This is a genomic window from Streptomyces bungoensis (assembly GCF_001514215.1).
GTDB lineage: Bacteria > Actinomycetota > Actinomycetes > Streptomycetales > Streptomycetaceae > Streptomyces > Streptomyces bungoensis.
In genome coordinates, this window is the sequence record NZ_KQ948856.1 from 354527 (window position 1) to 366760 (window position 12234).

A 12234-nucleotide genomic window follows, 5' to 3' on the forward strand; every position below is an offset into this window, starting at 1 on the left:
ACGTCACCCACAAGGGTGAACGCGGCCCGGATCGGGCCGAACAGCCGCCCTGCCCGTATCCCGAGGTCAGGCCCTCACAGCGAGGGCGCCGAGGCGCTCACCCGGTCCCCGGACACCGCCGCCGCGACGACCGCGGCGGCGTACGCGAGAAGTCCCGCGCGCCCCCCTCACGCTCCCGGCTCCGCCCGCGCGCGGGGGCCGCCGTGTCACAGATCCGCGCGGGCCGTCGCCAGCAGTTCCTCCGCGTGCGCGCGGGCCGTCTCGGAGTCCTCCTGGCCCGCCAGCATCCGGGAGAGCTCGCGGACCCGCTCCTCGCCCTCCAGGACCTTCACGCCGGACCGGGTGACCGAGCCGTCGTCGGTCTTCTCGACCAGCAGCTGCCGGTCGGCGAAGGCGGCGACCTGGGGCAGGTGCGTGACGACGACGACCTGCGCGGTCCGGGCGAGCTTGGCCAGGCGGCGGCCGATCTCGACTGCGGCCTTGCCGCCGACACCGGCGTCGACCTCGTCGAAGAGGTACGTCGGAACCGGGTCCGTGCCCGCGAACACGACCTCCACGGCCAGCATCACGCGGGACAGCTCACCACCGGACGCGCCCTTGGCGATGGGCCGCGCGGGGGCGCCCGGGTGCGGGGCGAGCAGCAGCTCGACCTCGTCGACGCCCGACGGCCCGTAGGCGACCGTGCGCCCGCCGACCTCGACGCCCTCGGGGTCCTCGGTCTGCCGGAGGGCGAAGGACACGCGCGCGTGGGGCATCGCCAGCGAGGCCAGCTCGGCGGTCACGGCGGCCGCGAACCGCTCGGCGGCCTCGGCGCGCGCGTCCGTCAGCGCCTGCGCCAGGGCGCCCAGTTCGGTGCGCAGCGCGTCCCGCTCGGCGGTCAGCTCCCCGACCCGGTCGTCGTCGCCGTCGAGTTCGGTGAGCCGGGCGGCGCCCTGCTCGGCCCAGGCGAGGACGGCGTTCACGTCCTGGCCGTACTTGCGGGTGAGCGCGGTGAGCGCGGCCCGGCGCTCCTCGACCGCGGCCAGCCGCAGCGGATCGGCGTCCAGATCGTCGGCGTACCCCGCCAGCTCGCCGGCGACGTCGCCGAGCAGGATGCCGATCTCCCCGATGCGGTCGGCGAGCGCGGCCAGCGCCGGGTCATGGGACCGCACGGCCTCCAGGGCCCGGTGGGCGCCCGCGACGAGGGTGGAGGCGTCGATCCCCTCGGGGTCCTCCGGATTGCCCGCCAGGGCGGCGTGCGCGGCCGTCGCGGCGGACGCCAGCGCCTCCGCGTGCCCCAGCCGCTCCGCCTCCTCCGCCAGCTCCGCGTCCTCCCCGGCGCGGGGCTCCACGGCGGCGATCTCCTCGAGCCCGTAGCGCAGCATGTCGGCTTCCTGGGCCCGCTCACGCGCGCGCGTGACGATCTCCTCCAGCTCGGCGGAGACGGCCCGCAGCCGCCGGTAGGCCTCGCCGTACTTGGCGAGCGGCCCGGCGACCGCGTCCCCGGCATACCGGTCGAGGGCCTGCCGCTGCCGGGACAGCTTCAGCAGCCCCTGCTGATCGGTCTGCCCGTGCACGGCCACCAGGTCGTCGGCCAGCTCGGCGAGCAGCCCCACGGGCACGCTGCGCCCGCCCAGGTGCGCCCGGGAGCGCCCCTCGGCGGAGACGGTACGGCTGATCAGCAGGGCGCCGTCGTCCAGCTCGGCCCCGGCCTCCTCGGCGCGCACGACGGCCGCGGCGTCCGCGGGCACGGCGATCCGCCCCTCCACGACCGCCTTGCCGGCACCGATCCGCACGAGTGCCGGGTCCGCCCGCCCGCCGAGCAGCAGCCCGAGGCTGGTGACCACCATGGTCTTGCCCGCACCCGTCTCACCGGTGACGGCGGTGAACCCCGGCGACAGCTCGACGACGGCGTCGTCGATGACCCCGAGTGACCGTATCCGCATCTCCTCCAACACGACACAGACCATACGAGGTCCGGGCCGGAGAGTGCACATGGCCCGCCCGTGTCACTCCGGCGAGTGGTGCGGTGCTCCGCGCCATCCCGTGGTGGGCAGGGCGAACTTGGCCACGAGCCGGTCGGTGAACGACGAGTGGTGCAGCCGGGCCAGCCGGACCGGCACGGCCCCGCGCCGCACCTCCACCCGCGCCCCCGGCGGCAGCTCGATGGTCCGCCGCCCGTCGCACCACAGCACGCCCGGCGGGATGTGCGGCAGCACCTCCACCGCGAGCACGGAGTCGGGGGAGGTGACCAGCGGCTTGGCGAACAGGGCGTGCGCGCTGATCGGCACCATGAGCAGCGCCTCCACCTCGGGCCACACGACGGGCCCGCCTGCGGAGAACGCGTAGGCGGTGGAGCCGGTGGGCGTCGACAGCACCACGCCGTCGCACCCGAACCCGGTCACCGGGCGCCCGTCGATCTCCAGCACCACCTCGAGCAGCTTCTCGGCGCCGGCCTTCTGCACGGCCGCCTCGTTCAGCGCCCAGTCCGTGTGCACGATGTCCCCGTTGCGGTGCACGACGACGTCGACGGTCATCCGCTCCTCGACCTCGTACGACCGGGCCACCACCCGGTCGACCACCCGGTCGAGGTCGTCCCGCTCGGCCTCCGCGAGGAATCCGACGCGCCCGAGGTTGACGCCGAGCATCGGCACCCCGGAGGCGCGGGCGAACTCGGCGCCGCGCAGCAGCGTGCCGTCACCGCCGAGGACGATCAGCAGCTCGCACCCGTCGAGGCACTGCGGAGTCGCCTCCTTGACCAGCTGGACCTCGTCCGGGAGCGGCAGGTCGCGCGCCTCCTCCTCCAGCACGCGCACGCCGATGCCGTGCCGTACCAGGCCCTTGACGACCAGCTCCGCGCTGCGGATGGCCGCCGGCCGCCCGGTGTGGGCGAGCAGGAAAACAGTACGCACCAGGTTCTGTGTCAACGCGGCCCCTCCGCCACTGCACGGTCGACGTCGGCCGGGTCCACCTGGGGTGCCCCCGCCCGCAGCCAGAGAAAGTACTCGACGTTCCCGGACGGCCCGGGCAGCGGGCTCGCGGTGACCCCCCGCACCCCGAGCCCCAGTTCCCAGGCCTTCCCTGCCACCGTCCGCACGGCCTCCGCCCGCAGCTGCGGACTCCGTACGACACCCCCGCTGCCCAGCCGTTCCTTCCCCACCTCGAACTGCGGCTTGACCATCATCACCAGGTCGGCGTCCGGCTTCACGCACCGCCGCAGGGCGGGCAGCACCAGCCCGAGCGGGATGAAGGACAGATCACCCACGACCAGATCCACAGGTTCCCCATCGATCGCCTCAAGCGTCAACTCGCGTACGTTCGTACGGTCCTTGACGGTGACGCGTTCATCCTGCCGGAGAGACCAGGCGAGTTGGCCGTATCCGACGTCCACGGCGATGACGTGCGCGGCGCCCGCGCGCAGCAGGACGTCGGTGAAGCCGCCGGTGGACGCGCCGGCGTCCAGGGCGCGCCGGCCCTCGACGGCGAGCCCCTGCGGCACGAACACCTCCAGCGCGCCGGCGAGCTTGTGCCCGCCGCGGGAGACGTAGTCGGGATCGCTGTCGTCGACGGCGACGACGATGGCCGAGGCGGTCTCGACCTGCGTGGCCGGCTTGGTCGCGACGGTCCTGCCGACGGTGACCCGGCCGGCGGCGATCAGCTGGCCGGCGTGCTCGCGCGAGCGCGCGAGCTTCCGGCGGACCAGCTCCGCGTCCAGACGGCGGCGTGCGACTCCTGCCACGTTCGGTTCAGCTCCTGTGTCGGTACGGACTACTGGGGGCGGCCCTGCGGGGCCTCGGCGTCCAGCGCGGTGAGCGCGTCGCGCAGTCCCTGGTGTACATCCTCGTACACCTCCAGGTGCCCGTCGGTGGCGAGGTGGTCGGCGTCGGCCAGCCGTTCCAGCCGGGCGTCGACCTCGGCGTCGCCGGTGGCGGTGCGGGGCACCTCCAGGGGGGCCGGGGCGGCGGGGTCGTACTCGGGTTGTCCGGCCTGCGCCACGGCGTCGGCGGGGGCCTCGGACACGCTCTCGCTCATGCCCCGACGCTACCCCGAACCGCTGGGGTACCGTCGGTGGCGATGGCCACGATCGAGGAGTGCCGCGCCGCGCTGGAGAAGCTTTCGGACAACATGCGGGGGGCCGAGGGGGAGGTCCGTGCGGCCGCCGCCCTGGACCGCTCGGTGAGCTGTCACGTCACCGATCTCGACGTCACCTTCGTGGGCCGGATGACCGACGGCCGGGTCGTGGTCGACGCCACGCACCCGGGACCGCCGCGCGTGCGGGGCCAGATACGGCTGGCGATGGCCGGGGACGACCTGGTGGCGCTGGTGGACGGAGAGCTGAACTTCGCGACCGCCTGGGGCAGGGGCCGGGTGCGGCTGGAGGCGAGCCTGCTGGACCTGTTCCGGCTCAGGAAGCTGCTGTGAGCCGTGCCCTCCTGGCCGCCGGCACCACCAGCGGGGTGCCGGTCTGCGGGTCGTCGATGACCTGGCAGCGCAGCCCGAAGACCTCCTCGACCAGTTCGGCCGTGACGACGTCCGCCGGGGCCCCCTCGGCGACCACCGTGCCGTCGCGCAGGGCGATGAGGTGGGTGGCGTAGCGGGCGGCGTGGTTCAGGTCGTGCAGGACGGCCACGAGCGTGCGGCCCTGCGTCTCGTGCAGTTCGGCGCACAGGTCGAGGACGTCGATCTGGTGCTGGATGTCCAGGTACGTGGTCGGCTCGTCCAGGAGCAGCAGCGGGGTCTGCTGGGCCAGCGCCATGGCGATCCACACGCGCTGGCGCTGCCCGCCCGACAGCTCGTCCACGTACCGTCCGGCCAGCTCGGCGACCCCGGTCTGCCGCATCGCCTCGGTCACGACCCGCTCGTCCTCGGCGGACCACTGGCGCAGCAGGCCCTGGTGCGGGTAGCGGCCGCGGCCGACGAGGTCCGCGACCGTGATGCCGTCGGGGGCGACGGACGACTGCGGCAGCAGCCCGAGGGTGCGGGCGACCTTCTTGGCGGGCATCGACTGGATGGCCTGCCCGTCGAGCAGCACCCGGCCCCGGCCGGGCCTCAGCATCCGCGACAGCGCCCGCAGCAGCGTCGACTTGCCGCACGCGTTCGGGCCGACGATCACCGTGAAGGACCGGTCGGGGATCTCCACCGACAGCTTCTCGGCGATCACACGCTGGTCGTAGGCGAGGGTCACGTTCTCGGCGGACAGGCGGTTCACGGTGCTCCTCGGCGGGTGGGGGTGCGTCTCGGCGGGGCGGGGTGCGTCTCGGCGGGTCGGGGTGCGGGCCGCTTCACATCCGGCCCGCCCTGCGTTCGGTGACCAGCAGCCACAGCAGATAGCCGCCGCCGAGGACGCCGGTGACCACGCCCACGGGCAACTGGTCGGCGCCGAAGGCGCGCTGCGAGGCCCAGTCGGCGGCGACGAGCAGGGCGGCGCCCATGCACAGGGAGGGCAGCAGGTTGGGGCCGGGTGAGCGGGTAAGGCGCCGGGCGAGCTGCGGCGCGGTCAGGGCCACGAAGCTCACCGGGCCGGCGGCGGCGGTGGCGGCCGCGGTGAGCAGGACGGCGCAGACCATCAGCACCAGCCGCACCCGCTGCACGCGCACCCCGAGGGCGTGCGCCGCGTCGTCGCCCATCTCCATCATCCTCAGGGCCCGCGCGTGGACGAGGACCAGCGGGAGGAGGACGGCGCACAGGCCCAGCAGCGGCCACACCTGGTCCCAGTCGCGGCCGCCCAGGGACCCGGTCATCCACACCACCGCACGGGCCGCGTCGACCAGGTCGGCCTGGGTGAGCAGATAGCCGTTGACCGCGGTGACGATCGCGGACACGCCGATGCCGACCAGGACCAGCCGGTACCCGTGCACGCCCTGCCTCCAGGCGAGCAGGTGGATGGCGAGCCCGGTCACCAGGCCGCCGGCCAGCGCGCCCGCGGTGACCTGGGCGGCGGTGCCGGACATGAGCACGATCACGACCAGCGCGCCCGCCGTCGACCCCTGGGACAGCCCGAGGACGTCCGGGCTGCCGAGCGGGTTGCGCGAGACCGCCTGGAACAGCGCGCCGCCCAGGCCTAGGCAGGCGCCGACCAGCAGGCCGACCAGGACCCGCGGCAGCCGCAGCTCGCGCACGATGAAGTCCTGGTAGGCGGTGCCGTCACCGGCCAGGGTGCGCAGGACGCCGGCGGCCGGGATCCCGGCGTCACCGGTCCCGATCAGCGCCACGCCCGCCGCGAGAGCGGCGGCGAGGAGCAGGGCCGCGACGGTCAGGGCACGGACGTCCAGGCGCAGCGACAGCCCTCCGGGGAGGCGCACGGCGCGACCGGTGTGCGGGCTCGGCTGCCGGGTCTTCTGCCGGGTCGTCACAGCCGGGCCGTCCTGCGCCGTCGTACGAGCAGGATGAAGACCGGGCCGCCGAGGATCGCGGTGACGATGCCCACCTGGAGCTCCGCGGGGCGGGCGACGATCCGGCCGGCGACGTCGGCGCCGAGCAGCAGCACGGGCGACAGGACGGTGGCGTAGGGCAGGATCCAGCGCAGGTCGGGGCCGGTGAAGGAGCGCACGGCGTGCGGGACCACGAGGCCGACGAAGGCGATCGGCCCGCAGGCGGCGGTCGCGGCTCCGCACAGCACGGTCGCGGCCAGCATGGCCAGCGCGCGGGTGCGGTGCACGCGCGCGCCGAGGGCGCGGGCGGTGTCGTCGCCCATCGCCACGGCGTTCAGCGGCCGGGCGAGGCCGAGCGCGAGCAGCGTGCCCGCGGCGAGGAACGGCAGCACCTGGGTGATGGTCGGGCCGGTCGCCGAGGCGAGCGATCCGACCGTCCAGAAGCGCATCCGGCCCAGCGCCGCGTCGTCCGTGATCATGACGGCCTGGAGGTAGCCGTAGAGGGCGGCGCTGATCGCCGTGCCGGCGAGCGCGAGCCGGACGGGGGTGGCGCCCCGGCTGCCGCCGAGGAACCACACCAGCGCCCCGACCGCCGCCGCGCCTCCGAAGGCGAACCACACGTATCCGGTGAGGCTGGTGACGCCGAACCAGGTCATGGCCGTGACGACGGCGGCGGAGGCGCCCGCGTTGATGCCGAGCAGCCCGGGATCGGCCAGCGGGTTGCGGGTGAGCGCCTGCAGCACCGCACCGGCCAGCCCGAGCGCGGCGCCGGCCAGCAGGCCCAGGACGGTGCGCGCGAGCCGCTGCTCGACGACCACGTCGCCGTACGTCCCCGTGGCGTGGAACAGGCCGTGCCAGACCTGGTCCGGCGCCAGCGCCTTCGCCCCGATCGCGATGCTCGCCAGGGCGACGAGCACCAGGAGCGCGGCGCCGAGCAGGAGACCGAGGGCCCGTAGCGGCCCACGAGTCGGGGGCGCGGGGGCGGTCTCCGCGCGCTGTTCCGGAGGACTGTCGACCAACACGAGGTTAGGTTAGCCTACCCTCGCTTGCGACACGATCCCCCGTGCGTCAGAGACCGAGCCGGGCCAGCGCCTTGCCGCCGTCCAGCTCGCACGAGCCGTCACCGGCCGCCGTCCAGGCCGCCGCGCACAGCGCCCGCAGACCGTCCAGGCCCTCGCCGTCACCGTCCAGCTCCAGCCGCTCCGCCCCGGCGGACGCCGTCCACCCGCCGCACCGGAATCCGTCACCCTCACGGGTGATCTCCGGCTGGCCCGTGAGCAGCCCGCGCAGATCGGCGTCCACGTACGTCGGCCGGTGCCGCGGCGACGCGGCGAGCAGCCGGGCGCCGTCCGTGACACCGGTCAGCACCAGCAGCGAGTCCACCTCCCCGTTGAACGCGCCCTCGATGTCCGTGTCCAGCCGGTCCCCGACCACCAGCGGCCGCCGCGCGCCCGTCCGCAGGATCGTCTCCCGGTGCATGGGCGGCTGCGGCTTGCCCGCCACCTGCGGCTCCGCACCGGTCGCGATGCGTACGACCTCCACGGCCGCCCCGTTGCCCGGCGCGATGCCGCGCCCGCTGGGGATCGTCAGGTCGGTGTTGGACGCGAACCACGGCACCCCGCGCGCGACGGCGTACGCCGCCTCCGCGAAACGCCCCCAGGGCAGATCGAGCCCGCCGTAGCCCTGCACCACCGCCGCCGGGTCGTCGTCCGCCGACTCCACCGGCGTCAGACCCCGTTCGCGCAGCGCGACCCGCAGCCCGTCACCGCCGATCACCAGCACCCGCGCCCCGGCCGGCACCTGCTCGCTGATCAGCCGCGCGACCGCCTGCGCCGAGGTGATGACCTCGTCCGCCGCCGTCGGTATCCCCAGCTCCGTCAGGTGCCCGGCCACCGCGTCCGGCGTGCGCAGCGCGTTGTTGGTGACGTAGGCCAGCCGCATCCCGCCGGCCCGCGCCGCCGCCAGCGACTCGACGGCGTGGGCGATGGCGCTGCCGCCCGCGTACACCACCCCGTCCAGGTCGAGCAGCGCGGTGTCGTACGCCTCGCTCAGGGGCTGCCCACTGCCCTCGGGCCTCGTCCTGACGCCGTGGCTCATTCCGCATCGCTCCTCGTTCGACCGTCTTTCCCCCGATCATCCCCCAACCCACTGACACACGTACGATGCCGGGATGAACACTGCAGGTCACTCGGAAGCAACGGCGCGCCGAGGCCTGGAACTCACCCCGTTCCGAGGCCTGCGCTACGACCCGGACCGGGTCGGCAGCCTCGCCTCCGTCACCTCCCCGCCGTACGACGTCGTCGTGCGCCCCGACGGGGTGCACCACCTCCAGTCGGCCGACCCGTACAACATCGTCCGGCTGATCCTGCCCGAGGCCGGCACGCCGAGCGCCCGCACCGAACAGGCGGCCGACACGCTGCGCCGCTGGCTCGCCGAGGGCGTCCTGACCGCCGACCCCGAGCCGGCCCTGTACGTGTACGAGCAACGCGACGGGGGCGGCATGGTCCAGCGCGGTGTCATCGGCGCACTGGAGGTGTCGGAGCCGTCGGACGGGGTGGTGCTGCCGCACGAGGAGGTCATGCCTCCGGTGGTCGCCGACCGTGCGGCCCTGATGCGCGCCACGCGCGCGAACCTCGAGCCGCTGCTGCTGACCTACCACGGCAACGGCACGGCGGCCGAGGTCGTCGAGCGTACGGCGCGCCGCCTGCCGCTGCTGGACACGACGACCGAGGACGGCTTCCACCACCGCCTGTGGGCGGTCACCGACCCCGCCGACCTGACCCGCATCCAGTCCGACCTCGCCCACCACCAGGCGCTCATCGCCGACGGCCATCACCGCTGGGCCACCTACCGGCAGCTGCGCGCCGAACACCCCTCCCCCAGCCCCTGGGACCACGGGCTGGTCCTGCTGGTGGACACCGCCCGCTATCCGCTGCGCGTCCGCGCCATCCACCGCCTGCTGCACGGCCTCGCGGTCGCCGACGCGCTCGCGGCCGTGGAGGGCCTGTTCCGGGTGCGGCACCTGGACGTGCCGCTGGCCGACGCGCTGGAGGTGCTGGCGGACGCGGCCTGCGCGGGCAACGCCTTCCTGCTGGCCGGCGACGGCGCGTTCCACCTCATCGACCGCCCGGACCCGGCCCTGCTGAACCGCACGGTCCCGGCGGACCGCCCGGCCGCCTGGCGCTCCCTGGACGCCACCGTCCTGCACGCCACGCTGCTCGACCACGTGTGGCGCATCCCGGAGGACTCCCCGGCCCACATCGCCTACATCCACGACACGGCGGCCACGGTCGCGAAGGCGGAACGCGACGGCGGCACGGCGGTGCTGATGCATCCGGTCCGCGAGGACGTCGTACGCGACCTGGCCCGCCAGGGGGTGACGATGCCCCGCAAGTCGACGTCGTTCGGGCCGAAGCCGGCGTCGGGGCTGGTGCTGCGGGCGCTGGAGGTCTGAGGAAACGCGAAAGGGCGGGCCCTGTGGGCCCGCCCTTTCGTCGTCGGCGGTCAATACCGGTCAGTGCCGGTCAGCGACGCTCAGCGCTGGTCGTCGCGGTCGGCCGGGTTGTCGTGACCGTCCTCGTCGTCGCCGTCCTCGTCCTCGTCCTCGTCGTCCTCGGATTCGTCGTGGTCGTCGACCTTGTCGGCCTGGTCGTCCGGCGCAGGAACGTCCTCGGCGTCGGCCTCGCCCTCGCCCTCGTCGAGGGCGTCGACGAACTCCACGCCGTCCAGCTCCGCGAGCCGGTCGGAGGCGTCCGTGCTGCCGTCCCTGTCGGCCTCGACGGCCTTCGCGAACCACTCGCGCGCCTCGTTCTCCCGGCCGACGGCAAGCAGGGCGTCGGCGTAGGCGTACCGCAGGCGGGCGGTCCAGGGCTGGACCGAGCTGGAGGCCAGCTCGGGGCTCTGCAGGGTCACGATGGCCGCGTCCAGCTGTCCCATGTCACGCCGGGCACCGGCCGCGACGAGCCGCATCTCGACCTGGCCGGCCTTGTCCAGCTTGTGCACCTCGGGGGCGCCGGCCATGTCCAGCGCCTTCTCCGGACGACCGAGCCCACGCTCGCAGTCGGCCATCACCGGCCACAGCTCGACGCTGCCGGTCATCCGCCGAGCCGCCCGGAACTCCGCGAGGGCCTCGCCGTACTTCTGGTTGGCGTAGGCGGCGAACCCGCCGGCCTCGCGCACGGCGGCCACGCGGGACGCCAGGCGCAGGGCGACCTTGGAGTAGCCGTACGCGCCCTCGGGGTCCTCGTCGATGAGCCGCGCGACCATCACCAGGTTCTTGGCGACGTCCTCCGCGAGCGTCTTGGGCAGGCTCTGCAGCTCCTGCCGGACATCCTTGTCGATCTCGTCTCCGGTGACGTCCTCGGGGATCGGCAGCCGCTTGATCGGCTCACGGTCCCGGTCACGGGAGCGCTCATCTCCGAAACGGCCACCGCGGTCGTCCCGGCCCCGGAACCCACCGGGTCGCCCGCCGCGGTCGTCCCGACGGGGGCCACGCCCACCGCGGTCGTCCCGGCCGCCCCGGAACCCACCGCGGTCCCGGCTGTCGTCCCGGCGGCCGCCGTAGCCGCCACGGTCTTCGCCCCGGCGGTCGTCGCGGCGATCGTCACGGCGGTCGTCACGACGGAAGCCGCGGTCGCGGTCGTCGCGCTGGAACGCCGGACGAGAGCCCCGGTCGCCCTCGCGGCGATCGTCCCGCCGGCCGTGGCCGCGGTCGTCGTCGCGCCGATAGGAGGGGCGGTCGCCACCACGGTCGTCGCGGCGGAAGCCGCGGTCGTCACGGCGGTCGTCACGGCGGTCGTCCCGACGGAAGCCGCGGTCGCGGTCGTCGCGCTGGAACGCCGGACGAGACCCTCGATCGCCCTCACGGCGGTCGTCCCGCCGACCGTAGCTGCTGCCGCGGTCGCCCCGGTCACGGTCGCCGTAGCCGCCACGGCGGTCGTCGCGACGGTCGTCCCTGCGATCGTCACGTCGCTCGTCACGGCGGTCGTCACGACGGAACCCGCCGCGGTCACCACGGTCACGGTCGTCACGCCGGTCGTTGTCGCGGCGGAAGCCGCCCCGGGTGTCGTCGCGCTGGTAGGACGGACGGTCGCCACCGCGGTTGTCGTCGCGCCGGTAGGAGGGGCGATCACCGCTGCGGTCGTCACGCCGGAAGGAGGGGCGGTCGCCACCACGGGTGTCGTCGCGCCGGTAGGACGGACGGTCGCCACCACGGGTGTCATCACGTCGGTAGTTCGGGCGGTCGCCACCCCGGTCGTCGCGCCGGTAAGTGGGGCGGTCCCCGCCGCGGTTGTCGTCGCGCCGGAAGGAGGGACGGTCGCCACCGCGGTCGTCCCTGCGGTCGCCCTCGCGGCGGTCGTCGCGCCGGCCGTAGCCGCCACGGTCGCCCCGGTCACGGTCGCCGAAGCCGCCGCGCCGGTCATCACGTCGGTCGTCCCGGCGGAAACCTCCCCGGTCACCACGGTCACCGCGCTCACCACCACGGTCACGGTCGTCGCGACGGCCGTAATCGCGGCGGAAGCCGCCACGGTCACCACTGTCCCGTCGCCGCTGGTCGCGCTCCGGTCGATCGTCGGGAGAGTTGGTGGACATGGTGACTCCTGTCTTAGGTACCGCAAGCATGGAAAAACGAAAGGACCCCCGGTCCCAGCTGAACGCTGGTGACCAGGGGTCCTTCCAAAGATTGTTCGGCGGCGTCCTACTCTCCCACAGGGTCCCCCCTGCAGTACCATCGGCGCTGTGAGGCTTAGCTTCCGGGTTCGAAATGTAACCGGGCGTTTCCCTCACGCTATGACCACCGAAACCCTAATGGTTTCGAGCGAACAAGCACACTTTTCTTTTGTGAGTTCAGCTCTAGCCGGCAACTGTTCGTTGCCTCAGAACT

General features: G+C 74.3%; 10 protein-coding genes, 1 rRNA gene and 2 pseudogenes. 2 read left to right on the forward strand and 11 right to left on the reverse strand.

All coding sequences use genetic code 11. The features are described from left to right. Positions 1-206 precede the first annotated feature (206 nt). The 4 genes and pseudogenes from recN to AQJ66_RS16110 all read right to left on the reverse strand — a co-directional run bounded on the left by recN (position 207) and on the right by AQJ66_RS16110 (position 4011). Positions 207-1949: a DNA repair protein RecN gene (gene recN, locus AQJ66_RS16095; RefSeq protein WP_208611369.1), complete on the reverse strand. Its 1743-nt coding sequence runs from the start codon at positions 1947-1949 to the stop codon at positions 207-209. A gap of 39 nt (positions 1950-1988) precedes the next feature. Beyond that, on the reverse strand, positions 1989-2906 hold the full coding sequence (locus tag AQJ66_RS16100; RefSeq protein WP_061921661.1) for an NAD kinase: 918 nt from the start codon (positions 2904-2906) through the stop codon (positions 1989-1991). Continuing rightward, positions 2903-3718 carry a TlyA family RNA methyltransferase gene (locus AQJ66_RS16105; protein ID WP_061921664.1) on the reverse strand — a complete coding sequence of 272 codons (816 nt, stop codon included), beginning with the start codon at positions 3716-3718 and terminating at the stop codon, positions 2903-2905. The genes AQJ66_RS16100 and AQJ66_RS16105 overlap by 4 nt, the downstream gene beginning before the upstream one ends. Before the next feature lie 7 nt (positions 3719-3725). After that, a pseudogene (locus tag AQJ66_RS16110) lies at positions 3726-4011 on the reverse strand (hypothetical protein). A 42-nt stretch (positions 4012-4053) separates the two neighbouring features. Between AQJ66_RS16110 and AQJ66_RS16115 the strand changes: the two are divergent. Next, positions 4054-4401: a hypothetical protein gene (locus AQJ66_RS16115; RefSeq protein WP_061921670.1), complete on the forward strand. Its 348-nt coding sequence runs from the start codon at positions 4054-4056 to the stop codon at positions 4399-4401. Here AQJ66_RS16115 and AQJ66_RS16120 read toward each other — a convergent pair. The 4 genes from AQJ66_RS16120 to AQJ66_RS16135 all read right to left on the reverse strand — a co-directional run bounded on the left by AQJ66_RS16120 (position 4385) and on the right by AQJ66_RS16135 (position 8447). After that, a complete protein-coding gene (locus AQJ66_RS16120) occupies positions 4385-5188 on the reverse strand; it encodes an ABC transporter ATP-binding protein (protein WP_061921673.1) in 804 nt (267 codons plus the stop codon). The two genes, AQJ66_RS16115 and AQJ66_RS16120, sit on opposite strands and share 17 nt — an antisense overlap. A 73-nt stretch (positions 5189-5261) precedes the next feature. Continuing rightward, positions 5262-6332, reverse strand: a complete 1071-nt coding sequence (locus tag AQJ66_RS16125; protein WP_061921677.1) for a FecCD family ABC transporter permease — start codon at positions 6330-6332, stop codon at positions 5262-5264. Continuing rightward, positions 6329-7372 carry a FecCD family ABC transporter permease gene (locus tag AQJ66_RS16130; protein ID WP_061921679.1) on the reverse strand — a complete coding sequence of 348 codons (1044 nt, stop codon included), beginning with the start codon at positions 7370-7372 and terminating at the stop codon, positions 6329-6331. Before AQJ66_RS16130 ends, AQJ66_RS16125 begins: the two co-directional genes overlap by 4 nt. A 46-nt stretch (positions 7373-7418) precedes the next feature. Then, positions 7419-8447: an HAD hydrolase-like protein gene (locus AQJ66_RS16135; RefSeq protein WP_061921682.1), complete on the reverse strand. Its 1029-nt coding sequence runs from the start codon at positions 8445-8447 to the stop codon at positions 7419-7421. Positions 8448-8520: 73 nt separating this feature from the next. Here AQJ66_RS16135 and AQJ66_RS16140 point away from each other — a divergent pair, with 73 nt between their 5' ends. Then, a complete protein-coding gene (locus AQJ66_RS16140; protein WP_061921684.1) occupies positions 8521-9804 on the forward strand; it encodes a DUF1015 family protein in 1284 nt (427 codons plus the stop codon). A gap of 80 nt (positions 9805-9884) precedes the next feature. Here AQJ66_RS16140 and AQJ66_RS39700 read toward each other — a convergent pair whose 3' ends face one another. The 3 genes and pseudogenes from AQJ66_RS39700 to rrf form a co-directional block, all read right to left on the reverse strand. After that, positions 9885-10724, reverse strand: coding sequence for a tetratricopeptide repeat protein (locus tag AQJ66_RS39700; RefSeq protein ID WP_061921758.1), 840 nt, complete (start codon positions 10722-10724; stop codon positions 9885-9887). A gap of 471 nt (positions 10725-11195) precedes the next feature. Beyond that, positions 11196-11903 (reverse strand): annotated as a pseudogene (locus tag AQJ66_RS40970) (tetratricopeptide repeat protein); the annotation flags it as partial. A gap of 132 nt (positions 11904-12035) precedes the next feature. Beyond that, positions 12036-12152, reverse strand: a 5S ribosomal RNA gene (gene rrf, locus AQJ66_RS16150). Positions 12153-12234: the final 82 nt, after the last annotated feature.